This is a genomic window from Paenibacillus donghaensis (genome assembly GCF_002192415.1).
Lineage (GTDB): Bacteria > Bacillota > Bacilli > Paenibacillales > Paenibacillaceae > Paenibacillus_AQ > Paenibacillus_AQ donghaensis.
Genome location: NZ_CP021780.1, coordinates 1,073,583 through 1,099,584, shown reverse-complemented (window position 1 = coordinate 1,099,584; position 26,002 = coordinate 1,073,583). Strand labels below are relative to the sequence as shown.

General features: G+C 50.4%; 21 protein-coding genes. 3 read left to right on the top strand and 18 right to left on the bottom strand.

The window, feature by feature from the left end:
- Position 1: 1 nt before the first annotated feature.
- The 8 genes from B9T62_RS04430 to licT all read right to left on the bottom strand — a co-directional run bounded on the left by B9T62_RS04430 (position 2) and on the right by licT (position 12,116).
- A complete protein-coding gene (locus tag B9T62_RS04430) occupies positions 2-1,744 on the bottom strand; it encodes a sensor histidine kinase (protein ID WP_087914149.1) in 1,743 nt (580 codons plus the stop codon).
- 85 nt (positions 1,745-1,829) lie between these two features.
- Positions 1,830-3,488: a type 2 periplasmic-binding domain-containing protein gene (locus tag B9T62_RS04425; RefSeq protein WP_087914148.1), complete on the bottom strand. Its 1,659-nt coding sequence runs from the start codon at positions 3,486-3,488 to the stop codon at positions 1,830-1,832.
- Positions 3,489-3,517: 29 nt separating this feature from the next.
- Positions 3,518-4,387, bottom strand: coding sequence for a carbohydrate ABC transporter permease (locus B9T62_RS04420; RefSeq protein WP_087914147.1), 870 nt, complete (start codon positions 4,385-4,387; stop codon positions 3,518-3,520).
- A gap of 15 nt (positions 4,388-4,402) precedes the next feature.
- Positions 4,403-5,365 carry an ABC transporter permease gene (locus B9T62_RS04415; RefSeq protein ID WP_087914146.1) on the bottom strand — a complete coding sequence of 321 codons (963 nt, stop codon included), beginning with the start codon at positions 5,363-5,365 and terminating at the stop codon, positions 4,403-4,405.
- Between the two features lie 644 nt (positions 5,366-6,009).
- On the bottom strand, positions 6,010-7,560 hold the full coding sequence (locus B9T62_RS04410; RefSeq protein ID WP_087914145.1) for a response regulator transcription factor: 1,551 nt from the start codon (positions 7,558-7,560) through the stop codon (positions 6,010-6,012).
- Positions 7,561-7,704: 144 nt separating this feature from the next.
- Entirely contained in the window at positions 7,705-9,162 is a 1,458-nt protein-coding gene (locus B9T62_RS04405) for a glycoside hydrolase family 1 protein (RefSeq protein ID WP_087914144.1), read from the bottom strand.
- Positions 9,163-9,204: 42 nt separating this feature from the next.
- Positions 9,205-11,067: a beta-glucoside-specific PTS transporter subunit IIABC gene (locus B9T62_RS04400; RefSeq protein WP_087914143.1), complete on the bottom strand. Its 1,863-nt coding sequence runs from the start codon at positions 11,065-11,067 to the stop codon at positions 9,205-9,207.
- A gap of 191 nt (positions 11,068-11,258) precedes the next feature.
- Positions 11,259-12,116 (bottom strand): BglG family transcription antiterminator LicT, encoded by an 858-nt coding sequence (gene licT / locus B9T62_RS04395; protein WP_087914142.1) that lies wholly within the window; start codon positions 12,114-12,116, stop codon positions 11,259-11,261.
- A 243-nt stretch (positions 12,117-12,359) separates the two neighbouring features.
- Between licT and B9T62_RS04390 the strand changes: the two genes are divergently transcribed.
- A complete protein-coding gene (locus B9T62_RS04390; RefSeq protein WP_087914141.1) occupies positions 12,360-12,608 on the top strand; it encodes a DUF7667 family protein in 249 nt (82 codons plus the stop codon).
- Between the two features lie 108 nt (positions 12,609-12,716).
- On the opposite strand, the gene B9T62_RS04385 is transcribed toward B9T62_RS04390, so the two are convergent.
- The 3 genes from B9T62_RS04385 to B9T62_RS04375 form a co-directional block, all read right to left on the bottom strand.
- Positions 12,717-14,543 (bottom strand): ABC transporter ATP-binding protein, encoded by a 1,827-nt coding sequence (locus tag B9T62_RS04385; RefSeq protein ID WP_211296488.1) that lies wholly within the window; start codon positions 14,541-14,543, stop codon positions 12,717-12,719.
- A gap of 39 nt (positions 14,544-14,582) precedes the next feature.
- A complete protein-coding gene (locus B9T62_RS04380) occupies positions 14,583-16,343 on the bottom strand; it encodes an ABC transporter ATP-binding protein (RefSeq protein ID WP_087914139.1) in 1,761 nt (586 codons plus the stop codon).
- Positions 16,344-17,482: 1,139 nt separating this feature from the next.
- A complete protein-coding gene (locus tag B9T62_RS04375) occupies positions 17,483-18,034 on the bottom strand; it encodes a hypothetical protein (protein ID WP_087920129.1) in 552 nt (183 codons plus the stop codon).
- A 232-nt stretch (positions 18,035-18,266) separates the two neighbouring features.
- Here B9T62_RS04375 and B9T62_RS04370 point away from each other — a divergent pair, with 232 nt between their 5' ends.
- Positions 18,267-18,515 (top strand): hypothetical protein, encoded by a 249-nt coding sequence (locus tag B9T62_RS04370; RefSeq protein ID WP_087914138.1) that lies wholly within the window; start codon positions 18,267-18,269, stop codon positions 18,513-18,515.
- Positions 18,516-18,690: 175 nt separating this feature from the next.
- Here B9T62_RS04370 and sufB read toward each other — a convergent pair whose 3' ends face one another.
- From sufB to B9T62_RS04335, 7 genes are all read right to left on the bottom strand, one after another.
- A complete protein-coding gene (gene sufB / locus B9T62_RS04365; protein WP_087914137.1) occupies positions 18,691-20,088 on the bottom strand; it encodes a Fe-S cluster assembly protein SufB in 1,398 nt (465 codons plus the stop codon).
- A 24-nt stretch (positions 20,089-20,112) separates the two neighbouring features.
- Complete coding sequence (gene sufU / locus B9T62_RS04360) at positions 20,113-20,544, bottom strand: Fe-S cluster assembly sulfur transfer protein SufU (protein ID WP_087914136.1); 432 nt, start codon at positions 20,542-20,544, stop codon at positions 20,113-20,115.
- Positions 20,531-21,757 (bottom strand): cysteine desulfurase, encoded by a 1,227-nt coding sequence (locus tag B9T62_RS04355; protein WP_087914135.1) that lies wholly within the window; start codon positions 21,755-21,757, stop codon positions 20,531-20,533. Before B9T62_RS04355 ends, sufU begins: the two co-directional genes overlap by 14 nt.
- A complete protein-coding gene (sufD, locus tag B9T62_RS04350; protein ID WP_087914134.1) occupies positions 21,754-23,055 on the bottom strand; it encodes a Fe-S cluster assembly protein SufD in 1,302 nt (433 codons plus the stop codon). Before sufD ends, B9T62_RS04355 begins: the two co-directional genes overlap by 4 nt.
- Before the next feature lie 26 nt (positions 23,056-23,081).
- Positions 23,082-23,864, bottom strand: a complete 783-nt coding sequence (sufC, locus tag B9T62_RS04345; protein ID WP_087914133.1) for a Fe-S cluster assembly ATPase SufC — start codon at positions 23,862-23,864, stop codon at positions 23,082-23,084.
- 314 nt (positions 23,865-24,178) lie between these two features.
- Entirely contained in the window at positions 24,179-24,640 is a 462-nt protein-coding gene (locus tag B9T62_RS04340) for a Dps family protein (RefSeq protein ID WP_087914132.1), read from the bottom strand.
- Between the two features lie 284 nt (positions 24,641-24,924).
- Positions 24,925-25,227: a YunC family protein gene (locus B9T62_RS04335; RefSeq protein ID WP_087914131.1), complete on the bottom strand. Its 303-nt coding sequence runs from the start codon at positions 25,225-25,227 to the stop codon at positions 24,925-24,927.
- 217 nt (positions 25,228-25,444) lie between these two features.
- Here B9T62_RS04335 and B9T62_RS04330 point away from each other — a divergent pair, with 217 nt between their 5' ends.
- Positions 25,445-25,960, top strand: a complete 516-nt coding sequence (locus B9T62_RS04330) for a hypothetical protein (RefSeq protein ID WP_087914130.1) — start codon at positions 25,445-25,447, stop codon at positions 25,958-25,960.
- Positions 25,961-26,002: the final 42 nt, after the last annotated feature.

The window sequence follows — 26,002 nt, the reverse complement described above, 5'->3', positions numbered from 1 at the left end:
GCTACACCTCCTGAGGAAACGGCAGAAGAACAATCACTCTGGTCCAAGCCCCCGCTACGCTCTCAACCCGTATGCCATAATCTTCTCCGAATGCCAGCTGAATCCGGTCCCGAATGTTCAACAACCCGATTCCCGTTCCCCTGGTCTGAACTTCTCCTCTGAGCACCCGCTGCAGGAATTCTTCTTCCATGCCCGGACCAAGGTCCTCTACGATAAGCGCAAATTTATCGTCCATCAGTTCTGCAGACAGGGTAATCCTGCACGGCTCAATCATCGTCTCGACTCCATATTGGATTGCATTCTCCAGTAAAGGCTGCAGCGTCAGCTTGGGAAGAGAGACTCCATAAAAGGTCTCAGGGACATTCATATGAAAATCAAGGCGGTGCTGAAATCGGTGCTTCTGAATGGTAATATAATGTTTGACAATCTCAAGCTCTTCAGCCACCGTGATCACATTCTGCTTCAGGCTAATCGATGAGCGCAGCAGATAGCCTAGTGAAATCACCATGCTTGAAATCTGGGTATGTTTACTTTTTTTAGCCAGCCAATGGATGGAATCCAGCGTGTTGTACAAGAAATGGGGGTTGATCTGAGCCTGCAGCGCTTTGAATTCCGTCTCTTTAATTACCAGCTGATTCGCATAATTCTCCTTGATCAAGGTGTTGATGCGGGCGATCATCAGACGGAAGGTGCGCTGCAGCAGCCCAACCTCATCCATCTGTTGAATGGCCGGGGCAGACAAATGACTGTCCATATGGTCCAGATCACCATATTGCACCTCTTTCATCTGGCTGATCAGCAGCCTGATCGGCTTGGTCAGATTACGGGCGAAGCCCATGCCCAGCGCGCACACAATCACGATCGCCAGCACAAAGACAACAATCATCGTATTCTTCAGCCACACAGTCTTCTCAAAAATATCATTATAGCGAACAAAATTATAATAGGTCCATCCGGTATAGGAAGAATGCTTCTGCGATACAAAAGCGATGTCTCCATTCATTTCCTTGATTTCGTAACCATCCCCCGCGTTCAGAGGCTGTAAGGCGGCGGCTACAGAAGGCAATACTTTTCCGTAGGGATAGACCAGCTCCTGGCCTGATTTCAGGATAATATCACTGTCCTCCGAGGCAACACCGGCGTAATCCTGAGCCAACCTCTCGATATTGATGCGCAGGTACAAGATCCCAATCTTCTCCAGTGTCATAGGCTCATAGCTCCGCACTTCCCGCACCATAATCAGCATCGGGTCAACATCGTCGGGATATAGCCAGCGGACCGCCCCGCCCCCCTCATGGGCAGCATCAATCATCCTTGCATATTTATCCTCAGGGATTGTAATCGTTTCCCCGTAACGATTGACTTTGCCCTTAGAATCAATCAACTGCACGGATTGCACATAACGCTCAGCCATACTGATATGAGACCATAATCGATCCACAATCGTCTGCCGGGTGAGATACGCCGAGTAGTCGGCATCCTCATTAAGCAGATCCTTGAGCGACTTCTGGATTTGTCGATCAGCAATAATCGCCAATGAGACCGCTTCCAGTTTCTTAAGTTCCAGATCAACAGTTGTCGATGACAAATTGAGCAGCCGGTAGGACTTGTTGTACAGCTGCCGATCATAGACCGAATAGGCATAATACAGCGAGCTGAAGGCAAGTGTTATGATCAGAATCATGATTAGAATAATCATCAGGAAGACCTTGGATTTGATGCTTAAATTCCGGTACAGCTTCATGCGGGGACACTCCCTTATTTCCATTGATATAATAGGTATATCATAACTATGGAGATTCAGGGTAGTGTCTCCGCAGAGTTATCTGCTATTTGGCCAAATAACGTACATAGGCTGCCTGATGAACCTTAATTACTTCATCAATGCCCATTCCCTGAATCGTAGTGACCATCTTATCGTATTCGGTAAGCGGCTTCTGTCCGCTAATGATTGCGGTCATCGTCTCGTTCAGATAGGTGTTGACCTGGCTCATAATGGATGTGCTCTTGCTGGCTTCATCCATCGTCAACCGGATCGGAGGAAGAGTCAGGTCCGAGCTGGCCTTCATCCAGACAGTATTGGCTTGCTTCTGCCCTTCGTTAAACAGCAGCGCGTCCAGATAGCGGCTATCCTGATTAATCGGACCGTCCATGATAGAGAGCGCATAAGAAGCCAGCGCCTGATCATAAGTCAAGCCTTGCGGATTATTAATGATGGTATCTGTGAACTTGATGGCTTCGCCTTCCTTCACATAACTTTCGCCTTCAATCCCGAAGTTGAACAGGTCACTGCCCTGCGGGCTGTAGTTGAAATCCATCCATTGCACGATATATTTAAGCTGATCCTTGTCGGCACTGGCGGTGATGGCTTCCCCGTAGGTCAGCACCTTGGCGTTCATGTTAAATGTTGCATAAGCTGTACCATTCGGAGAAACCGCCCACGGAACACCTGTCAGGTTAAAGTTCGGATCCTCGTCTTTCATCAGATTGAGATATTTGCCCATCCCGCTGAACACGCCGCCTTGATAGGCACCGGCCAGATTATTGGTTACCTTGTAATCGAAGGCTTTGCCGTCATTGGTCATAATTTCCGGATCAATCAAGCCTTCTGCATACCATTTGGACATGGTCTCCAGGTAGCTTCGGTACCCTGGCTGCAGCGGCCCGAATTCAACCTTGTCGCCGTTCATCTGGAATCCGCCGATCACTCCAAAAGCAGGCGCGAAATCATTCAGCTTCGTTAAATCGCCAGGTCCCCAGTTACCGGTGAACGGAAGCTCGTCTGCCTTGCCGTTGCCATTCGGGTCCTTCTCTTTAAACGCTTTCAGAACCGTATACCATTCATCGATGGTCGTTGGCGCCTTCAGCGCCAGCTTGTCCAGCCAATCCTGCCTCATAATCAGACCGGAGGTCGCATTCAATTTGAGCGCATCCAGCTTCATCAGCGGGAACATATAGATCGTGCCGTCATCCAGGGTAATTTGTTTTCGGACTTCGGGATCGGACTCAATAATCTTCTTAAGGTTCGGCGCATATTGGTCTACCAGCTCGTTCAAACGGATGATACGCCCGTCTTCAATCATTTTCTCCGGACCGCCTACTGCGTCTGCCCAGTTATAATAGATAACATCCGGCAGTTCCTTCGTAGCTACCAGCAGATTGAACTGATCCTTCTGTTGCCCCAGCGGAGGGTGAGTGAAATTAACCTTAATGCCTGTAAGCTCTTCTTTCTTCTTATAACTCGCCATCCCGGCAAAAGTCTCCATCGACGCCGTCAGCTTGGCGTCATTGGCCCGCCAGTATTCAATGGTCAGCGGCTCTGTGGTGATTGGGAGCGGAATTTCTGTCAATGCGGCTTCAGGAGTGCTCTCCGGATCTGATGAGGCTGTATTCTTACCTGCCCCATTCTCTGAATTACCTGAACATCCCGAGAGCAGTCCTGCAAGCATCATGGAAGATAACATCATAACCCCTATTTTTCTTTTCAACGTTATTCGCCTCCGTATAAGTAGTGTTTTTATTGTTTCACAGCGCCGATTAGAGCACCTTGAACAAAATATTTTTGGATAAACGGATAGACCAGCATGATCGGCAGCGTGGAGATAATAATGGTGGCGTATTTGATGTTCTCGCCAATCGCGAACCCTGTATCTGCTCCTGCCCCCATCGATTCCGTACTGCTGCTGATTAGAATATCCCGCATCACAATCTGAATCGGATACAGGTCTTGACTGCGCAGATACAGCATCGGACCGATATAGTCATTCCAGTGATCCACAGCATAATACAAGGTCATCACGGCAAGGATCGATTTGGACAAGGGAAGCACAATACGGAACAGAATCCGGAAATCATTAGCACCGTCCAGCTTGGCGGACTCGATAAGGCTGATCGGCAGGCTCTCGAAGCTCGTCTTCATAATCAGGAAATAGAAGGTACTGATTGCCCCCGGGATAATGATCGCCCAGCGGGTATCCACCAGCCCCAGATTCTGAACCAGCAAGAAGGTTGGGATCATCCCCCCGCCAAAAAACATCGTAAAGGTGATCAGCTTCATCAGCGTTTTTCTGCCGTACAGATCCATCCGGGACAGGCCATAAGCAGCCAATGAGGTCATCAGAAGATTGAGCAGCGTTCCTACAATCACATAGAAGAGCGTATTCATATATCCGCTGTAGATCTTCGAATTCTGAAATACCGCCTTGTAAGCCTCCAGCTGAAACCCTTCAGGCAGCAGCATCAATGACCTGGAGCGCAGCAGCTGATTCGGGTCGCTGACAGAGGAATTCAATACATACAGCAGCGGATAGAGTGAAATAATCATGACCATACCTAGCAAAAGAACATTAAAGCAATCAAATATTCGTTCTCCTGGCGAGCGTCGCATCGCTTATCCTCCTGTTCACCATAGACTGGTTGAATTTACTTTTTTACTGATGGAGTTAGCCATGATTAACAGCGCGAAATTAATAACTCCGTTAATTAACCCGATAGCGGTCGAGTAGGTATAGTTCCCTTCCAGAACCCCTGACCTGTAGATGAAGGTTGAGATGACATCCGAGGTCTCATAGGTAGGTGCGGTCTGCATCAGCAATATTTTCTGGAAATCAGAGTTCATCACCGCGCCCAGCCGCAGAATCAGCATCACAACAATAGTGGGCGTAATTCCCGGAAGTGTAATATGGAGCAGCTGTTTCCAGCGGCCCGCTCCGTCGATCTTGGCGGCTTCATACAGCCCCGGATCAATGCCGCTGAGCGCTGCCAGGAAGATGATCGAAGCCCAGCCGGCACCCTGCCAGATGTTCGAGAATATGTACAAAGCACGGAACATGTCTTTTTCCGCAAGGAACATGATCGGCTGCATATCGAAGAAATCCCGGAATATATTAAACAGCCCGCCATCCAGCGCGGAGAAGGTCTTGAGCATCCCCACTACCACTACCACCGAAATAAAGTGCGGCATGTAGCTGATGGTCTGCACAGTGCTTCTGAACCATTTTTTCCTAACCTCGTTTAGCAATAAGGCCAGGATAATCGGCGCCGGGAATCCAAACAGAATACTGTAAAAGCTTAGAATCAAGGTGTTCTTGATAATCCGCCAGAAATAATAGCTGTCAAAAAACATCTTGAAATTATCAAAGCCGATCCACTCACCGCCAAATATCCCCTTGATCGGACTGTATGATTTCTGAAAAGCCATCAGCAGGCCATACATCGGCCCATAACTGAATATCAGATAATACAGCACCACCGGAACCAACATGAGATACACGTATTTATTGCGTTTCAGCTCTTTTTTGATAAAAGATCGTTTGTTCTCCTTCAGCTTGGTTGTGTGAACCGGCAACTGTTGTTTAAGCTCCACTGTCTCCCCCCATTTCTTTAATCCTTAATAAAATAGTAGCGCTTACAGTTATTACTTTACAGATTGTTGCGTTTATTTCCCATGCTTAAATCAGGGGGGAATTTGTTCAAAACCGATGAATCGATCCCTCCCAAACCAACCTTCGATCCCACCCAAACCCTCCCTTCCAAGGGAGGGCCCCAAAGGGCTGCACCCTCTGGACTCCCGCAAGTTTGGTGAAGGAGTCTGGCGGTACTGTGATTAGGGGGCTGGGGAGGGTGGACCGCTTATCCCTGCGGGACCGCTTGGACGGCGCTGATGTTGGCCGGCGGTCCCTGACGGGATGCTCGACCGGAGGTTAAGTTCAAGGGCGGGCTGTTCCTGCGGAATGCGCAAGACCCTAAGGGCAAGATCCTAAGGGCAAAGGCGGGCTGTTCCTACGGAATGCGCAAGATCCTAAGGGCAAGATCCTAAGGGCAAAGGCGGGCTGTTCCTGCGGAATGCGCAAGATCTTAACGGCAAAGGCGGGCTGTTCCTGCGGAATTCGCAAGACCTTAAGACCAAAGTCGGCTGTTCCTGCGGAATTCGCAAGGGCCATCACACAAAAACACCCTGCGGCGCCAAACTTCGGCGATCCGCAGGGTGTAGCTAGATTGTCGGCTCTCTTAGACTACCGTTCTCTTGTATTCCGACGGGGAGAAACCGGTGTGCTTCTTAAACATTTTGCTGAAATAGGAGACATTATCACCGAAGCCCGACTCCTCTGCCAGATTGGTGATTGTACAAGATTCTTCCTGCTCTATGCGCTCCAGAGCCTTCTGGATCCGGTAGGTCATCATATAGTTAGTGAACCTGTCACCGGTTTCCTTCTTAAACATCTTGCCGACATAATCAGGATTCATATACATCTCATTCGCAATCGTCTGCAGCGTCAGTGTCTCATCACGGTATCGTGTCTGCACCAGCTGCTTCATCGTAATCACCATCTGCGACTGCTTGCAGCGGTTTCGTGCGTAACGCTCCAGAGTTACCTCCTTGGCGATGTCCAGCACAAACTGTTGGAAGGACTGGAGGGTGCTTGTCTCAATGACCCCTGGCAGCTTGTCCATATAGACCTGCATCCGTTCCTGCTCGCATAAGCGGATAATCTCCATAAAGATCTGGATCAGATACGATTTGGTTTTGGCAATATTGCATCTAAGCTCGGACAGGCTTAACAGCAGTGCCCGCAGCTCCTCCTCTGCATCCTCCCAGTGGCCGGCTTTGATCAGCAGGATCATCCGCTCCTGGTCCATTTGCAGTTCAATCTCCTGCCCGTCGTCAGGCGCTGAGATATCCTTCTCTGTGATCAGACTGCCTTCCCCAAGATAGAAGCGGTGGTTCAGACATTCGACCGTTTGTGTGTAGAGGCGCCTCGCCTGTGACAGCTCACCCGCTTCACTGAGCGAAGCCGTAAGATCGATATGATAATACTTCATGAACGTCTCGCGGATGGTGTCTATTCTTGTGAACAGCTCCGGCTCAGTCAATCCGTCTTCCATCAGCAGCAGGACACGTCTGCCTACAGTTGAGCTTAGGATCGGATTCTGAAAAATGTCCTCGGCGATATTCCGCACCGCGAAGAGATGTTCATATTCATGCGCGCCTTCTATTTCTACCAGCAGCAGCCGAACGGTCTGGCTCTGAAAGGAGAAGCCGAATAAATCCCCGAAATACTGCCACTCCTTGACCCCATAGGTTTTATTCGTCACGAACTCTTTCAGAAACTGTTCCTTGGCATGGGGCATTACACGCTCCAGACCATATTTGATCGACATTATGAAGTTCTCCTGCTGCTCCCGTTCCTCTCTTTCCTGGACCAGCTCGGCGAGCGCCTCATTCAGGCTCTCCTCACTGCACGGCTTCAGCAAATAATGCTTCACCCCATACTGCATCGCCGTCTTGGCATAGTTGAATTCCGAGAACCCGGTTAACACAATGAATGAGATCTGCGGATACAGCTCGCTGACCTTGGCAACCAGCTCGAGGCCATCCATCCCCGGCATACGAATATCGGTAATCATAATATCCGGGGGATTCTGCTCGATCATTTCCAGTGCCTCTACACTATTTTGCGCTGTTCCGGTTAACACCGTACCCAGTGACTCCCAATCGATCACTGAGGATATTCCATCCAAGATAATAAACTCATCATCCACCAACAATACCTTCTGCATTACAGTCCCTCCACTACTTAAGCGTTTACATTATTGCATAATAATCAGCCTATCATAAAAATGCCGGCTTGCCTCTATCCCTCAGAAAAAAAGAGGATACATTAGCCCAGCGGCTAACGTATCCTCTCTCACCTTGTATAAGTCCTACAGCTTCTCGCCATTGCTGGCGATCACTTCTTTATACCAATGGAACGAATCCTTGCGCGAGCGCGCCAGGCTGCCGTTACCCTCGTCGTCCAGATCGACATAGATGAACCCGTAACGCTTGGACATCTCAGAGGTGGACATGCTGACCAGGTCGATCGGGCCCCAGCTGGTGTAGCCGATCAGCTCCACGCCATCCTTGATTGCTTCCTTCATCTGCTGGATATGCTGTCTGTGGTAATCGATCCGGTACGTATCATGAATCGAACCGTCTGCTTCCACTTTATCGTAGGCACCCAGACCATTCTCGACAATAAACAGCGGCTTGCGGTAGCGGTCATACATCGTGTTCAGCATCACGCGCAGGCCAATCGGATCAATCTGCCAGCCCCAGTCGGAGGCCTTCAGATAAGGGTTCTTCACGCCGCCGAACAGGTTGCCTTCCGCCCGCTCCCCTTCCGGACTGGTCGACACGGTTAAGGTCATATAATAGCTGAATGCCACATAATCCACCGTGTTGTTCCGCAGCGTCTCGGCGTCGTCCGCTTCCACGTGCAGCACAACATTGTTCTCATCGAAGTAGCGCTGCATATACCGCGGATACTCTCCCCGGGCATGAACATCAGTGAAATACAGATTCATCTGGTTCTCCTGCTGGTTCTTCAGCACATCCTCGGGATTGCAGGTATGGGCATAACTCTCCATCCGTGCCAGCATACAGCCCATCTGTGAACCGGGGATGATTTCATGCACCAGCTTGGTAGCCAGTGCACTGGCCACGAACTGGTGATGCAGCGCCTGGTACATCGTCTGCAGCTTATTCTCCGACTTGTCGATCACTACACCGCCACCCGTAAACGGACTGAGTGTCATCATATTGATCTCGTTGAACGTAATCCAATACTTCACTTTATCCTTGTACCGCTTAAAGACGGTCTCCGCATAAGTGGTGAAGAAGCCCACCACCTCGCGGCTGGCCCAGCCATTATATTTCAGCGTAAGACCCAGTGGCGTTTCATAATGGGCCAGTGTAACCAGCGGTTCAATCCCGTATTTATGCAGCTCATCAAACACATTGTCGTAGAATTGCAGCCCGGCTTCGTTCGGCTGAGCATCATCGCCATTCGGGAAGATCCGCGCCCAGTTGATCGACAACCGGAACACCTTGAAGCCCATTTCGGCGAACAGGGCAATATCCTCCTTATACCGGTGGTAGAAATCAATGCCCTCCCGTTTAGGGAAGCGGGCTTCGAACTCGCCAGAGAGAATCTGCTGAATCCGCTCCGAGCTGATCTCAATCGCGTGGTCCTGTGTCCGTTTGTCCTTCGGTACATAAGCAACCATGTCGGCGCTGGAGAGGCCTTTGCCGTCTACATCATAAGCCCCTTCCAGCTGATTGGCCGCTGTGGCGCCTCCCCATAAGAAATCTGCCGGAAACCCCTTGTTGATCTTAGTCATCATACTCTCTCCTCTGTAATCATAATCGTAGTCGTTATAGCTCTATACCACCAGCGTCAGCAGATACTCCCCTGCCTTCACCTCTGCTTCTCCACTCTTCAGCACATCCAGATAACCTGCGGAATTGGTGACAATGACAGGGGTTGCCGTGACGAAGCCCGCTTCGCGGATCGCTTTCAGGTCAAACTCCAGCAGCAGCTGCCCCTGCTTCACCTGATCGCCTTCCTGTACCTTTTTGTCAAAATGTTTCCCTTTCAGCTTCACCGTATTGACTCCTACATGGATCAGCAGTTCTGCACCATCCTCCGAGGTAATGCCGATGGCATGGCCTGTCGGAAATACGGTTGTAACCGTACCGTTCACCGGCGAGGTCAGTCTGCCTGAAGAAGGCTCAATTACAATTCCTTTGCCCATTGCACCGGAGGCAAAAGCTTCGTCTGGCAGGGTATTGAGCGTCTGCAGGGTGCCATTCAGCGGACTTACCACCACTTCCTTCTGTATTACACTTGGAGTGGAGGCAGGATTAGCCTGCGCCGCCGGCGCTGCGCTTTCAGCGGCAGGATCATCGAAGCCCAGCAGAAGCACCAGCAGCATAGCCAGTACGAACGCAATGACCAGTCCGATTACAGCCCAGGTAAAGCCGGTTCCGATATAGGTGGGCAGAGCCAGCAGGCCAGGCAGAGAGAAGGCCAGCGCTCTCGCACCGCCGACGGCAATGACAGCACCCCCGACCGCACCGGCGATGCAGGCATAGATGAACGGTTTCTTTAGCTTCAAGGTAACTCCGTAGATCGTAGGCTCCGTGATCCCGAAGACCGCCGCCAGTGTAGAAGAACCGGCCAAGGCCTTCATCTGCGTATTTCTTGATTTCAGGAAGACGGCAAAGACCGCCCCGGCTTGAGCAAGCACAGCCGCCGACAGAATCGGCAGCATGGTGTCATAACCGATAGTGTCGATGTTACTTAACATAATCGGAACGAATCCCCAGTGGACACCGAAGATGACGAACACCTGCCAGAATGCCCCGGCTATCGCGCCTGCTACCAGCGGACTCAAATTATACAGCCATGTGTAGCCGGACGCCAGTCCGTCACTGATCAGCGAGCCTACCGGACCAAAGACGAGAAAGGTTAAGGGAATGACAATTAAGAGCGCAAACATCGGCACAAGTATATTTCTGACCGACTCATGGATGATGGAGCGGAAGCCTTTTTCCACATAGGATTGCACCCACACCGCCAGAATAATCGGAATGACACTGGAGGAATAGTTCACCAGCACCACCGGAATCCCCAGGAAACTTAGACTGCCCGGACTGTCCACGGCAGCTATAACCGCCGGGTATATCAGTGCTCCAGCTATTGCCACGGAGACGAACTGGTTAGTCTTAAACTTCCGCGCCGCCGTAATAGCCAGGAAGATCGGCAGGAAGTAGAACACACTGTCAGAGGCGGCATTCAGAACCAGGTACGTTCCGCTCGTATTGCTGATCCAGTCCAGCGAGAGGATCAACGCAAGCAGCCCCTTCAGGACCCCCGCACCGGCTAGCGCCCCCAGAATAGGGGAGAAGATACTGGAGATGACATCAACCGCTCTGCCCAGTATCCCCGTGCTGCCTTCACCCTCATCGGAATCGTTCTTCTTCTCTGCATCCTGCAGCTGGGTGTCCGCCATAATCTGTTCAAACACTGTACTGACATTATTGCCGATGACTACCTGAAACTGTCCGCTGTTCTCGACAACGGTAATAACCCCGGGGGTCTTCTCCAGCGCTGCTTTATCCGCTTTGCTGTTATCCTTTAATTTGAATCTTAGCCGGGTCGCACAATGAAAGACGGAAATCACATTGGATTCGCCGCCTACCAGAGAGATAATTTGTTTCGACAGCTCTTTAGTGTTACTCATATCTGTAAGTCTCCTCTGCATGGTTCTGAATTTGAAGGTTCGCAGCAGTTATAGAATGTGCCAGCACTCCACGCATTAACCACCATGAACAAGAAAAACCTGAACTCAAGGTAAAATGAAGACATTACGCCTCATTTTGCCATCAGTTCAGGTTTTGCCTGCATTACCAGTAACACCCTGTTTGGTTGATGCTATTCGATATTTTGTTGAATATCATTACGCTCCGTCACCCGGTGGATATGGATCGTCAGGTAGACGTATTCATCCTTGCTCAAGCTCTGTCCATAGGATTTCTCCAGATATTCGTTGATCTTGACCGTACATTCAAAAGCTTTGACATACGTCATGCGAACCTGATTATACAGGAAATCCTCCCCGCTGGTGTGCGTTTCCTTGCGCAGCACCCGCATCGCAAAATACTGCAGATGAGTCAGGAAACGGGAATAATTCAGCGAAGTTTCATCCTGTACCGAGCCGTAATGATAGGTAACGATATTCAGAATGTTCTGGACGATCTCCGTCATTTTGAGCGTGGATCTCATCTCATTGCCGTCAATTCTCGCATTCACCAGATGCAGGGCGATAAACCCGGCTTCATCCTCTCCTAACCAATGGCCGGTCGATTGCTCAATCAGCTTCAGCGCATCCATCCCGATCTTAAATTCCTTCTTATAGAAGCGTTTGATCTCGAATAGCATCGCGTTCTTCAACACAATGCCCTTCTCATAACGCTGGACGGCGAACTGGATATGGTCTGTCAGGGTCAGGTATATATTATCGCTTAATTCGGTTTGCAGCACCCCGTTCGCATACGTGACGATCTCACTCGCCAATTCCAGCAGATTCACCGGGATGTCGTTCAGCAGCTCGGTCAATCTGGCCGTGAAGGCATTCTCATTCAGCAGAAAAATCTTGTCGATCTTCTCGGCATCCACCGTATCTCCAATGACCTTATTGAAGGAAATTCCGCGTCCCATGACAATAACTTCCTTGCCCTTGTTGTTGCGGGTCAGCAGTACATTGTTGTTCAGCACCTTCTCTATAATCAAACCTTCTCACCCCCGAGCTTTTACTGTACAAAAAAAGCCTAAGTTAATTCCAGTATCATTGGTAAAATGATCCTCGAATTAGCTTAGGCATTGCCCACGTTAGCGGTCACAATCCTGTATTACTGCTATTGTAACATATAATAAAACGATTACAATAGCTTTTTTTCAGTTTATCATCCCGGAGCACCGGCAACACTGGTAAATGGCAATAACAAGTTCACTAGCACAAAGGGGGAGCGTCTGATGTTAGCCATCCATGAGCGCCTTGCCGAATTATTTACCCTCAGCCGCCAGCGCCGGCTGACCGCTTCCGAGGAAGCCGAGCAGCAGCAATGCCTGTATGTCAATGCTTCCTACTGCTGGGAGATGTCGCGTCTGCACAACGAATCACTGCTGGCTGATCTGACAGGTGATACAGCGTGGCAGCAGGAGCTCAGCGAACAGATGCTGGAGCTGCGCGACACGGGCAGACTCCCGAAGCGCGGCAAATAGCTGCTGCAGTCTTATATAGAAGGAATATATCCTATTAGAATGCAAACAGAACAGCCCGCTCTCCCTGCCGTTAAGGCAGGAAAGCGGGCTGCTTCCATTAAGTGCAGTTTAATTCAGGAAGCGGAACTGCGCTTCAATCAGGCCGTTATATACTCCGTCCCGCGAGGTCAGCTCCTGATGGGTGCCTTCCTCTTTAATCTCACCGTGATCCAGCACAACGATCTTATCCGCATGGCGGATCGTAGACAGGCGGTGGGCGACGATAAAGGACGTCCGCCCCTTCAGCAGCGTCTTGAGCGCTTCCTGGATCTTCAGCTCTGTTTCGGTATCAATACTCGCCGTGGCTTCATCGAGGATCAGAATCCGCGGATCGGCGAGCAGCGCCCGCGAGAAGGAGAGCAGCTGGCGCTGGCCCATCGAGAGTGCGCTGCCGCGCTCCTCGACTTCCGTCTCATAGCCGCCGGGCAGCTTCATAATGAAGTCATGGGCGTCTACCGCCTTGGCCGCATTCTCCACCTCTTCATCGGTAGCATCCAGCCGCCCGAAGCGGATATTCTCGCGGATGGTGCCTGAGAAAATAAAGGTATCCTGCAGAACGATCCCGATCTGTGTACGCAGACTGTCCAGCGTGACATCGCGGATGTCCTGACCGTCAATCGTAATCCGCCCGGAAGTAATATCATAGAACCGGCCTATCAGGTTGATGATCGTGCTTTTGCCGGAACCGGTATGGCCGACGAGTGCGATCGACTGTCCTACCTTTACATCCAGGTCGATGCCTTTCAGGGCAGCCCTGCCTTTTTCGTATTCAAAAATCACCTGGTTCAGGTTAATGTCGCCTTTAATCATCGGCAGCGGTTTCGCACCCAGTTTGTCCTGCACGGACGGCTGTTCATCCAGATATTCAAAGATCCGCTCCGAGGAAGCCATCGCCACCAGCAACTGGTTGTACATCTGGCCCAGACGGTTGATCGGGTCCCAGAAGTTGCTGACATAAGTGCTAAACGCCACCAGGTAGCCGACCGTCAAATCGCCGGATTGAATCAGCTGGGCACCATACCAGAACAGCACCATCGTGCCGAGTCCACCGGTGATTTCTATGATCGGGCCAAACGCCTGGTTCATGGCCGATGCCTTGTTCCAGGATTTGCGGCTCTCCATGTTCATCACGTCGAAATAATTCATATTCTCCTGCTCCTGCGTGTACGCCTGCGTCACCCGGATGCCCTGAATCGATTCATTGAGGTGGGAGTTGATCCGTGAGTTCTTCATACGCACATCCTGCCAGGCGATCCGGATTCTCTGGCGCAGCTTGGTGGAGATCAGGAACATAATCGGTACAGTCAGCATGACCGCAAGGGCCAGCTTCCAGTTGATCAGCAGCAGGATCACCATAATTCCTACCAGCTGCACACAGTCGATCATCAGATTAACGACCCCGTTCGTGAACAGATCCTGTAAGGAGTTAATATCATTGGTGACCCGGACGAGGACTGAACCTGCCGGACGTTTGTCAAAGAAGTTAAACGACAGCTTCTGGATATGCCGGAACAGGTCAGAGCGCAGGTCATAAATCACCCGTTGCCCAATGATATTGGTATACTTGATGCGGTACACTCCGGCAATCCATTGAATGATATAGAGGATTACCACGCTGGCCGTCAGTGTATACAGCAGAGTCAGGCTTGGGTTGCCCACCTTGGGATTTATAGCCTTGTCTATCGCCATACTAGTCAGGAACGGTACAGTCAGCTTGGTAATTGTGCCCAGGATCATCATGATGGAGACCAGCGGCAGCATTTGGCGTGCATAAGGCTTCATATAACCGAACAGCCGGGTGAACTGCTTCCAGTCAAAAGCCTTGTCAATCACATCATCATCCTTGTAGACAAAACGCTCCTCGAGCGTCTGCTGCTCGGCAGCCGTCTGCTCCATGTCTGCCGCAGCTTGTTTTTTGGCTTCAGTTGTCATATACTACGCCTCCTCTCTTCCGGTTGCCCTGGCTAGATAATCGGCGTACTGAATCCGGTAGACATCCCTGTAAGGACCGGGAATCTCGATCAGCTCTTTATGTGTGCCCTGCTGCAGCACATGGCCTTCGTTCATCACAATGATCTGGTCGGCATGGCGCAGGGAGGAGATGCGGTGAGCAATAATCAGCGTGGTCCGCCCGCGCATAACCTCCTGGAAGCCGGCCTGAATCTCATGCTCGGTCTCCATATCGACCGCACTGGTCGCATCATCCAGGATCAGGATACGCGGATTCTTCAGCAGCGCCCGGGCAATCGCGATCCGCTGCTTCTGTCCGCCGGATAATCCCATTCCCCGTTCTCCGACTACGGTATCGTACCCTTCCGACATTTCCATAATGAAGTCGTGGGCCTTCGCCAGCTGGGCGGCACGGATAATTTCCTCCATCGTTACATCCTTAATGCCGTAGGATATATTGTTGCGGATCGAAGAAGAGAACAGGAACGTCTCCTGGAACACGGTTGCGATCTGGGAGCGCAGACTGCGCACACTATATTCGCGGATATCGGTGCCATCCAGCGTAATGCTGCCCTGATTCACATCATACGCCCGCATCATCAACTGGGTAATTGTCGATTTGCCTGAGCCGGTACCTCCCAGGAAACCGATGACCGCACCCGATTTGGCTTCAAAATGAATGTCCGTGACGGCAGGCATCTTGTTTCCGTAAGCGAAGGTGACATGATTAAAGGCAATGTCGCCTTTAATTTCAGTACCCTCCAGCTCGTGCGCATCTTCCTTGTCCTTCACGTCCACCCGTTGATTCAGCACTTCAAGCACACGTTCTCCCGAAGCTTTGGACTGAGTGTAGTTGTTAATATGGAAGCCAAGGCCCCATACCGGACCAATGATGTACCAGATCAAGCTGAAGAAAGCAACCAGCTCACCCAGCGACATATGATCCTTAATGACAAGCGTTCCGCCAACGCCAAGCAGGATGGCTACACTGACCGAAGCCAGCAGCTCCATCGCCGGGAAGAACTTACTCCACAGCTCAGCGGCAAAAATCTGATTGTTCTTATAACGTTCATTACGGTGCGAGAATTTCTCTACCTCGTAAGCCTCTCTGGCAAAGGATTTAACCGTCCGCACACCTGTTACATTCTCTTGGACAGCCGTAGTCAAGGAGCTCAGCGCGAGGCGCATCTCCTGAAAGGCCGGATGGATCTGTGATTCGAAACGGAAAGCTACCGCCGCCAGAAACGGCATCGTGATCAGTGTCACCAGCGTCAGCTGCCAGTTGATCGTAAACATCATAATAGAACCGAAAAATACCATAAAGAACACATTCAACAGCTGGGCGAAGCCGAAGCCGATAAACATCCGGATCGCTTCCAGGTCCCCGGTCAGCCGGGACATCAGGTCACCTGTCTTGGCCATATCATAATAGCGGAAAGACAGGAATTGCAGCTTCTCATAACAAGCATTACGCAGACGGTAGGCCAGGTAATTCCCCAGTCTTCCGCCCCAGAATCCGTGGGCAAATTGCAGACAGGCTTTGACAAACACAACCGCCAGCACCGAGACAGCCAGCACAGGCACCTCTTCAAACTTCATTGGAACAATGACATCATCAATCAGCCTTCTTAACAAGTTGGGGGTAATCAGCCCCACTGCAGTCGCGGCGGCTAAGGCTACAATCGAAAGAATCAGTAAATGCAGCTTCTCCCGGTAAAACCCCCGCAGTTGCCTGAGAACATCCATATCTCTCCTCCTATTAGCTTTACGTAGTAAAGCGGCTTCGTAAGCATTGGTTTTTAACGCTTTCATTTTAGTGACTTCATGCAGTGTATCATCCCTATTTTGTGGCGGCAAAGCGGAGAATAGACCGTTTTTGCGGTTTTTTACGAATAATTTCAGCTCCAGAAGAGGTTAAGGCCCACCTAACTCTTAAAATGCTTCTAATTCCTCCCGAATGCTGGCGAATCATCCATTGGTCCATTAGGCAGAGAATCCGCTGTCATTTCATAACACCTTTATCTTGTTGAAATGTATAAAAATACAAAATCGATCCCTCCCAAACCCTCCCTTCCAAGGGAGGGCCCCAAAGGGTTGCACCCTCTGGACACCGGCAAGTTTGGCGAATGAGTCTGGCGGTACTGTGATTAGGGGGCTGGGTGGGGGGAGCGCTTATCCCTGCGGGACCGCTTGGACGTCGCCGGGCTGGCCCGCTATCCCTGACGGGATGCGCGCGCCGGGGCTAAGGTCAAAGGCGGGCTGTTCCTGCGGAATGCGCAAGACCTGAAGGGCAAAGGGCCGGCTGTTCCTGCGGAATGCGCAAATAACAACGGCTCAAGCTAAAAATCAGTGGTTGATTAGAAATGTGAACAGCGTAGAGGGTTGGAGGAATTCTGGAGAAACGGTAGTGTTCGCCTTTAAAGACCTATTTCGTTACTTCTTAGATCCCACGGAGAATTTCGGGTGCAGCATCAGAGCTATCAGAGAAATTAGATGCGAAAGTACATCTAATTTCAGCTGAAACTCCTGTTATCGGGCAAATAAGTGCGAATCTGCAACTATTTTCGAGTAAATCGCTTCTTTAACGCTCCAAATCCGAAATTAGATGCGTTTCCGCACTTATTTGCTCTAAAACGGAAAAAATCAGCGAATTAGATGCAGATTCGCAACTAATTCGGTGGACAAGACTGATGAACACGATCTTGGAACGGAGGCTGAGGTCTCTGATCATACGAAGCCCGAAGTAGTAACCTGATTTCACCCTATGTTCAGTTAACAATCAGGAAACCGGCCTTTAACAGCGACCGGGATCCCCCCAACCTGCAGCGTGCTTCCTCACAAGGGTTATTCACCGATTTAAGTTACGAGCCATAACATCATCAATTTTATTTGGCAGCCTTGGCTGCATCCAGAATCGCTGTCAGATAACCTTTGGTATCCACCAGAGTAGCTCCGCTGACAGCGTCCACCATCTGGGTTTTGCTCTTCTTGGCCAGTGTAGCTTCCAGCTCCTTGATGGTCTTGCCGGTCGCATATTTCTCAACAGCTGCCAAGTTCTTGTCGTATGCAACTGTAGATTTAGCTTCTTCGGTCATGTGCTCACTGTAATATTTGTTGTTGGCTTTCTTGGAGGCCAGCACCATCTTGGCATCCTTATAATTCTGTCCGAAATCCGCATCGGAGTTAGGCACTCCCTTGGCCACGTCCGTGCTAAGGAATTGATAGTCATCCAGCGAAGCGGCTACAATTTTGCCGTTCTGAACGACAGCGACAGCCACGGTGAAGCATTTGGTGCCATGAGCAGCCGCTTCTACCCTGCCTACTTTAAGCGGCGCACTTGCCGCTGAAGATACATTGTTCAGAACCGCACTGGTTCCGCCCCCTACAAGTGCCAATGAAATACCGGCAGCCATCACTAATTTTGTAACTTTTTTCACAAACATTCCCCCGATCCTAATGTATGAAACGCTTACATTCTATATTTATCAATTTCCAGCCCCTTAGTCAGTTACAAATGTTACTAGAATAATGTAAATAACAGGGAATGTAATGAGTGGGAGTTAATTACGAAGAGATTGACCAGTTGCTTGCTACTCCGCTGTGGTCTAGCACATTAGAATCTACTGTGTATTTTATATAAAGAAACATAATAGAAAGGGGTAGATCCGAATGGCTACGCGTCAGCCCGACTTAGTATTGATCACCTGGAGCAGAAATCCTCTGATTCCTGGATCTGCACGCCGGATTATCAGTGTCCGCATTATCGGAAATGCTCAGCCTTGTAGACCTAGCTTGAGACCAAATGGATTGCTGAACACCGCCTTAGCTTGTTTATTAGACAACGACATTGGTTTTAAAGTAGTCTTCCGTAAAAAAACTTCAAGAATTAGCGGATATATATTGTTGCAACGCAATTAATTTTAGGGGGCAGCGAAATGGCTGCTCCTTTTTACTTCGTGGCTCCCCACGTTCTCCTGCATGCTCATGTTTCCTATTTACTGGATAGCTTGGCACAACACAAAAAACGTGCCCGAGCGACTTCAACACCTAAGGTGTCAAGATCACTCGGGCACGTATTTGCAGAAGGTATCGGTTACCCGATACTTCCTTCCATTTCGAACTTGATCAGACGATTCATCTCAACGGCATACTCCATCGGCAATTCTTTGGTGAATGGCTCGATGAAGCCCATAACGATCATCTGGGTAGCTTCGGCGTCGGTGAGGCCGCGGCTCATGAGGTAGAACAGCTGCTCCTCGGAGACCTTGGATACCGTTGCTTCATGCTCCAGCGTAATGTTGTCATTCATAATTTCATTATACGGAATGGTATCTGATGTGGATTCGTTATCCATAATCAGCGTATCACATTTGATGTTGGATTTGGCGCCATCCGCATTGCGGCCGAAGGAGGCCAATCCGCGGTACGTTACCTTACCACCGTGTTTGCTGATCGATTTCGATACAATTGTAGATGTGGTATCAGGTGCCAGGTGGATCATTTTGGCGCCTGCATCCTGATGCTGCGCTTTGCCGGCAACGGCAATTGAGAGCACGGAACCTTTGGCGCCGCGGCCCTTCAGCACAACCGCCGGATATTTCATCGTCAGCTTGGAGCCGATGTTGCCATCAACCCATTCCATTGTGGCGTTCTCTTCAGCAACCGCACGTTTCGTAACGAGGTTGTAGATGTTTGGCGCCCAGTTCTGGATGGTAGTGTAACGCACACGAGCGTTTTTCATGCAGAGAATTTCGACTACGGCACTATGCAGGGAATTGGTGCTGTAGATTGGAGCTGTACAGCCTTCCACATAATGCACGAAGCTGTCTTCATCGGCAAGGATCAGGGTGCGCTCGAATTGGCCCATGTTCTCGGAGTTGATGCGGAAGTAAGCCTGCAGCGGCACCTCGCATTTCACACCCTTAGGTACATAGATGAAGCTGCCGCCGGACCAGACCGCACTGTTAAGGGCAGCGAACTTGTTGTCCGCAGGCGGAATGATGGTGGCAAAATATTTTCTGAACAGCTCCGGGTATTCCCGCAGCGCGGTGTCCGTATCGGTGAAGATTACCCCTTGATCCTCAAGGGACTTCTGCATGCTGTGGTAGACAACCTCGGATTCATACTGGGCGGATACGCCGGCAAGGAACTTCTGCTCCGCTTCCGGAATACCCAGCTTGTCGAAGGTTTCCTTAATTTCGGAAGGAACCTCTTCCCAAGTCTTGCCCTGCTTCTCTGAAGGTCGAACATAATACTGAATTTCCTCGAAATCCAGATCATCGAGATCGCCGCCCCATTTAGGCATCGGCATTTTGCGGAACTGCTCCAGTGATTTCAGACGGAAGTCCAGCATCCACTGTGGTTCATTTTTGATTGCGGAGATTTCTTTAACAATTTCGGCCGTCAATCCTTTACCAGACTGGAAGATCGACTTGTGCTCATCACGGAACCCATACTGGTATTCCTCCATATCAGGCGCTTTCTTAGCCATGGTGTCAGCCTCCTTGTTTCTGTTTTATTGGTGGGTCTCTTCTTGATCTATGCCTTTGCGTAGCGCGTTCCAGGCCAAGGTGGCACATTTGATCCGCGCCGGAAATTTATTGACACCGGAAAGGGATTCAATATCCTCATAATCTCCGAAGTCGGCTTCCTCGCCCTTCATCATGGAGGAGAATTGCTCCGCCATATCAAGCGCACGCTCCACGGTTTGGCCTTTGACCGCTTCTGTCATCATGGAAGCCGACGACATGCTGATCGAGCAGCCTTCTCCGCTGTAGCGGGCATCCTGAACGATTCCATCCGCAACCTTCAGCTGAAGGGTAATGCGGTCGCCGCAGGTCGGGTTGTTCAGTTCAATCTTTACAGCGTCGTCTTCGAAAGAACCACGGTTCCGGGGATTTTTGTAATGGTCCATAATTACGCGTCTGTACAAGTCATCCAAGTTCATCGGCGAAATACTCCTTTGTCTTGATTAAGGCGGCCACCAGCTGATCCACATCACTTTCGGTATTGTACAGATAGAAGCTAGCGCGTGCAGTAGAGCTTACCTCCAGCCAGCGCATCAGCGGCTGGCAGCAGTGATGCCCTGCACGGATAGCGATCCCCTGCGCATCCAGAACGGTTGCCACATCATGGGGATGCACATCGCCCAGATTGAAGGTGATTACCCCCACCTCACGGTTGCGGGGGCCATACATGCTTAAGCCTTCAATTGCAGCGAGGCGCTGCTCCGCGTAAGCGGCAAGAGCAGTCTCATGACGGTGGATTTCATCCATGCCCACCTCCTGCAGGAAGTCGATGGCCGCTCCTAGTCCTACTGCACCGGCAATAATCGGTGTGCCGCCTTCGAATCTCCACGGAAGCTCTTTCCAGGTTGCATCATAGAGGCCGACATCATCAATCATCTCTCCCCCGAACTCAACGGGCTCCATCGCTTCCAGCAGAGCTTTCTTACCATAGAGGGCGCCGATGCCGGTTGGAGCAAGCATCTTATGGCCGGAGAGGGCGTAGAAGTCACAATCCAGGTCCTGCATATCGACCTTCATATGCGGTGTACTCTGTGCACCGTCGACCACGATAACCGCACCATGACGATGGGCGATCGCCGCCAGCTCTTTTACCGGATGGGTAACCCCCATAACGTTGGATACATAAGCAATGGCCACAATCTTGGTATGGTCGGTAATAGTTGTTTCGGCATCCTCCAGCAGGATCGTTCCATCCTTCTGAAGGGGCAGATATTTCAGGGTCGCTCCTGTTCTCTTGGCAAGCTGCTGCCACGGAATCAGATTGCTGTGATGCTCCATCTGAGTGATTACAATCTCGTCTCCCTCACCGACCGCTGAAGGGCCATAGGAGGAGGCTACAAGATTAAGCGCTGTGGTTGTTCCGCGAGTGAAAATAATTTCTTTACTGCTGCGGGCATTGATAAATTTCTGCAGCTTCTCTCTCGCACCTTCGTAGGCATCCGTTGCCCGGCTGCCCAGTGTGTGCACGCCGCGGTGCACATTAGCGTTGTCCCATTCATAATAAGCTTTGACGGCCTCAATGACCTGGCGCGGCTTCTGAGAAGTCGCCGCGTTGTCCAGATACACCAGAGGATGGCCGTTGATATCTTGGTTCAGAATGGGGAACTGCTCACGGATCGACTGGCTGATCATTGGCCCAACTTCCTTTCCACAAGAGATTGGAGCTGATTGCGCAGTCCCTCCAGTGGAATCTGTGACACGACAGGAGCCAGGAAGCCATAGATGACAAGTGTTTCTGCATCGTGTTTGGAAATTCCGCGTGACATCAGGTAATATACCTGCTCTTCATTGACCCGTCCTACGGAAGCGGCATGGCCGGCTGTAACATCGTCTTCATCTATAAGCAGGATCGGGTTCGCATCTCCGCGTGCTTTGGGGCTCAGCATCAGAACTTTCTCCGTCTGCTGTCCGTCGGCCCGGGTGGCGCCCTTCTCGATCTTGGTAATTCCGTTAATAATCGATGTGGCAGAATCACGCATTACAGCACGGGTGATCATGTCACTTGGTGTGTTCCGGCCAAAATGCTGTGCCTGTGTAGTGTAGTTCAGCTTCTGAGCACCTGAGCCTACCGCAATCACCTTGGCATTGGAGGAAGAACCATTGCCCTTCAGGATTGATTTGGTATCGCTGACGGTATCCCCGTAGTTCATCTCGCCCACGATCCACTCAATGGAGCCGTCATTCTCAACCACCGCACGGCGGTAGGTCACGTCCGTTGTATCTGCACCGAGCTGGTGAACGGAGGCATATTGCACCTTCGCACCTGCACCCACAAATACTTCAACCGCACCGTTGTGCAGCCCGGCTTCCGATTTGTCGGAGACATAGTTGTCTACATAGGTCACGGAGCTGTTCGCGTCGGCTACAACCAGAATATGCGGTACAAAAGCAGCTTCGGCATCATCGGTCAGCAGAATGGCCTGAACCGGTGTATCCACAATCACATTCTTCGGAACGTACAGGAATACGCCTCCGTTCCACAGCGCTGCATGCAGCGCGGCAAGGGAATGCTCATCCGGCTTAACGGCTTGATGCAGATAGCGCCGCACCAGTTCGCCATGTTCCTTGACCGCAGTCTGCAAATCGGTGAAAATAACGCCCTGTGCTGCAAGCTCCGGTGCCAGCCGTACATAAACGGTTCCCGAGTTGCGCTGAATGATCAGGCTGCCCTGCTCCTGGTCTTTGACCAGTGCTGCTACAGAAGCCGGAGCTTCTTCCAGGCTCTGTAGTGCCTGAACAGTCTTATAGCTGCCGTATTTGCTAAGATCCCAGCGGTCGATCCGTGTCTTCTCCAGCCTTGGCAATGCAAGTTCTGCTGCCAATTCCAGTGCCTTCAGGCGGCTGTCCTGCAGCCAGCCCGGTTCGCTGTTTGCCTGCGATAATTCGCTTAAGCGCGCAGCGTCCACTGGAAGAATGGTTTCTGTCGTCATAAGTGGTCTCCTCCTTCCGGCTCGTCTTACGCTTCGTTTCCTACAGTTTCATCTTCGATGCCCAGTTCTTCCTTAATCCATTCATAACCATCGGCCTCAAGGCGGCGCGCCAGTTCAGGTCCGCCGGATTTCACAATCCGCCCCTGCATCATAACGTGCACATAATCTGGTGTGATGTAGTCAAGCAAACGCTGATAGTGAGTGATAACCAGGAAGCCGCGGTCTTCGCTACGCATGGAGTTCACACCATCGGCAACAATTTTCAAAGCATCGATATCCAGACCGGAGTCAATTTCGTCCAGGATGACGATTTTGGGATCGAGCATCATCATTTGCAGAATTTCGTTCCGTTTCTTCTCCCCGCCGGAGAAACCTTCATTCAGGTAACGGTGCAGGAATTCGGGATTCATATCCAGTTCCTTCATCTTAGCTTCCATCTGCCGGATGAAACGGATCAGTGAAATTTCACTGCCCTCTTCACGGCGGGAATTAATGGCACTGCGCAGGAAGTCGGAATTGGTAACACCCGAGATTTCACTTGGATATTGCATCGCCAGGAACAGACCGGCGCGTGCACGCTCATCTACAGCCATTTCAAGCAGATCTTCGCCTTCAAGTGTAGCGGTCCCTTCGGTAACTTCATATTTCGGATGTCCCATTAATGCGGAAGCCAGCGTACTTTTACCCGTACCGTTAGGTCCCATGATGGCATGAATTTCGCCACCCTTCATCTTCAGGTTGATCCCCTTCAGAATTTCTTTACCTTCTATTGATGCTTTCAGTCCCTCAATGACAAAATCTGCGGCCATAATTAGTATTCCCTCCATTGATCGATTTGCGAAATCAGAAAGCTGTATGTTGCACAGGGTATCCCTGTTGCCAGCACAATTAGATTTTATATCACATTATAATTATTATAATGTGAAATGGAATGATTATCAATGATTCTCATCAATTTTATAACAAAGCCTGTTTTTTTACAAATATCGATTTTCACTTTTCCACAACGCAAGAGGTCCGTCAATATAAACAAATAAAGCCTCCCGCAGGAGGCCTTATGATATTAACAGACAAGAAATTACATGATTTCATTAAGGCATTAGATCATGAGATGTCGATTCGATCAGCCCAGGAAGGAGCGCAGCATCCATTGGTGCTTCTCCAGATCACTGCGGATCTTGATGAACATATCCGCTGTAGGCTGGTCGGAAACCTGCTCAGCGGCTTCGATGCCTTCTGCCAGCTCCTCAACCACGGTTGCAAAGTCCTCGATCAGGGTCTGCACCATACCATGAGTGTCCTCTTTGCCTGTGGCTTCCTGGATGGTCGCAAGCTCCAGGTATTCCTTCATGGTCGCTGCAGGGCTTCCCTTGATGCTGAGCAAACGTTCGGCGACCTCATCCATTTTGAGCGTAACCTCATCGTATAGTTCTTCAAACTTCACATGAAGTGAGAAAAATTGCTCTCCCTTGACGTACCAGTGATAGTTGTGAAGCTTAACGTAGAGTACGTTCAAGTTCGCTACCTGAGTGTTCAGAATCTGCTCCAGTGATGCGGTGTTTACTTTGTTCGATGCTTTAGCCATGGTATGATCCCTTCCTTATTCCTAAATTTTAGCCGGCTGCTTGTACCATAATCCGGCCTTGCAGTTGTCTATACACCATTTACCCTTCCCCACTTCAGACGAAACAAACTGCCCAGGAGATTCATCCTTGAACCTGTTTATGTAGAATGAGCCAAGAGGAGTTGACTTATACACCGAGAACTCCTGTACCGCAGCGTTTCAGAAATAAAGGGCTTCCCCCCAAGCCGAACGGCTTAGGAAGACACCCCCTTCAAGCTGAAATACCTTCCTGTGACAATGTTGGCTCACAGCATCCGCAGCAGCGCTTCCGCACCAATCATGCCCGGCACAATACCCAGCGACTCTGCTTCAAGCGTTACCGACTCCAGCGGTGCTGCCAGCAGCTCGGGTAAGGTGCGCACGCCTACCGCACGCGCAGCAATAATCTGCCGGTCGCCGAGCTTCTCATTAAGCAGTCCAATATCCAAGGCGCCGCACATGATGTAGCCTCGGCTTGTGCTGATAGACAGCAGCGTGGTTTTGGGCAGCTTAACCTCTACGCCGATCACCGTATGTTCACCTATAACAATTGGCTCTATGGTAACCAATGACAACACCTCCGTTTTTGTCAATCCACGCTGTATATGTATGCTTCCTGCACAAACCGCGTGTGGACAGAAGACCTGTTCCTTGACAAAATAAAACAGTTCCAAGGACCTAATTCCCACTAGGTCAGGTATATGATTCTCAGTGGTTTAATGATATAGTTTATATACTTTATTACTATATTTATAGTATCGTTCTTAACGATAAGCTGGGGGATTTATGAACAAGAAATTACAACATACTGACGGCAATCATCTATTTAACCTCGACATCCTTATTGATGCCCGTACGAACCCGCTCGCCTTACAATATTTACTGGAGATGTTGAACAGCAGCAGTGCAGTTACAGACTTCAACATTAATTCAGGTTTGGATATGGGAAGAACGATAGACACCTTGCTGCGTTCCGCCAAGATAGCTTTGAATCAAGAGACACCTGTTCCTGCCAACCTGAAGATGGCGCACAAGCCGGTTGCCAAGGAGGACCCCAAGCTGCCTGAAGCTGCGGCCAAACCTTCTATTCACGAAACACCCGCCGATGCCTATGGCAAGATCCGCCAGTATATCCAGAGCAATCAATTGGTTCGCCTGAGAGCCAACCGCCATGGCAAGCAGGTATCGATGCCCTGCCGGATTCTGAATTTCGATGAGGCCGCCAACTCCCTAAGCGTATATCACGTAGATGAGAAGCAAGTCTATACCTTTAATCTGAATGAGATCGACGAATTCAACTGACTCCATGCAGCTAGCTGGGCAGCACTGAGCGCCAATAACCCT

What these genes read in the sequence shown, in the direction of transcription:
- B9T62_RS04380 (WP_087914139.1), bottom strand. Translation starts at nt 16,343, where the DNA reads ATGGATGTTCTCAGGCAACTGCGGGGGTTTTACCGGGAGAAGCTGCAT.
- sufC (WP_087914133.1), bottom strand. Translation starts at nt 23,864, where the DNA reads ATGGCCGCAGATTTTGTCATTGAGGGACTGAAAGCATCAATAGAAGGT.
- B9T62_RS04420 (WP_087914147.1), bottom strand. Translation starts at nt 4,387, where the DNA reads ATGCGACGCTCGCCAGGAGAACGAATATTTGATTGCTTTAATGTTCTT.
- B9T62_RS04330 (WP_087914130.1), top strand. Translation starts at nt 25,445, where the DNA reads ATGAACAAGAAATTACAACATACTGACGGCAATCATCTATTTAACCTC.
- B9T62_RS04430 (WP_087914149.1), bottom strand. Translation starts at nt 1,744, where the DNA reads ATGAAGCTGTACCGGAATTTAAGCATCAAATCCAAGGTCTTCCTGATG.
- B9T62_RS04355 (WP_087914135.1), bottom strand. Translation starts at nt 21,757, where the DNA reads ATGATCAGCCAGTCGATCCGTGAGCAGTTCCCCATTCTGAACCAAGAT.
- sufD (WP_087914134.1), bottom strand. Translation starts at nt 23,055, where the DNA reads ATGACGACAGAAACCATTCTTCCAGTGGACGCTGCGCGCTTAAGCGAA.
- B9T62_RS04410 (WP_087914145.1), bottom strand. Translation starts at nt 7,560, where the DNA reads ATGCAGAAGGTATTGTTGGTGGATGATGAGTTTATTATCTTGGATGGA.
- B9T62_RS04390 (WP_087914141.1), top strand. Translation starts at nt 12,360, where the DNA reads ATGTTAGCCATCCATGAGCGCCTTGCCGAATTATTTACCCTCAGCCGC.
- sufB (WP_087914137.1), bottom strand. Translation starts at nt 20,088, where the DNA reads ATGGCTAAGAAAGCGCCTGATATGGAGGAATACCAGTATGGGTTCCGT.
- B9T62_RS04405 (WP_087914144.1), bottom strand. Translation starts at nt 9,162, where the DNA reads ATGACTAAGATCAACAAGGGGTTTCCGGCAGATTTCTTATGGGGAGGC.
- B9T62_RS04340 (WP_087914132.1), bottom strand. Translation starts at nt 24,640, where the DNA reads ATGGCTAAAGCATCGAACAAAGTAAACACCGCATCACTGGAGCAGATT.
- sufU (WP_087914136.1), bottom strand. Translation starts at nt 20,544, where the DNA reads ATGAACTTGGATGACTTGTACAGACGCGTAATTATGGACCATTACAAA.
- B9T62_RS04385 (WP_211296488.1), bottom strand. Translation starts at nt 14,543, where the DNA reads ATGGAGCAGACGGCTGCCGAGCAGCAGACGCTCGAGGAGCGTTTTGTC.
- B9T62_RS04400 (WP_087914143.1), bottom strand. Translation starts at nt 11,067, where the DNA reads ATGAGTAACACTAAAGAGCTGTCGAAACAAATTATCTCTCTGGTAGGC.
- B9T62_RS04370 (WP_087914138.1), top strand. Translation starts at nt 18,267, where the DNA reads ATGGCTACGCGTCAGCCCGACTTAGTATTGATCACCTGGAGCAGAAAT.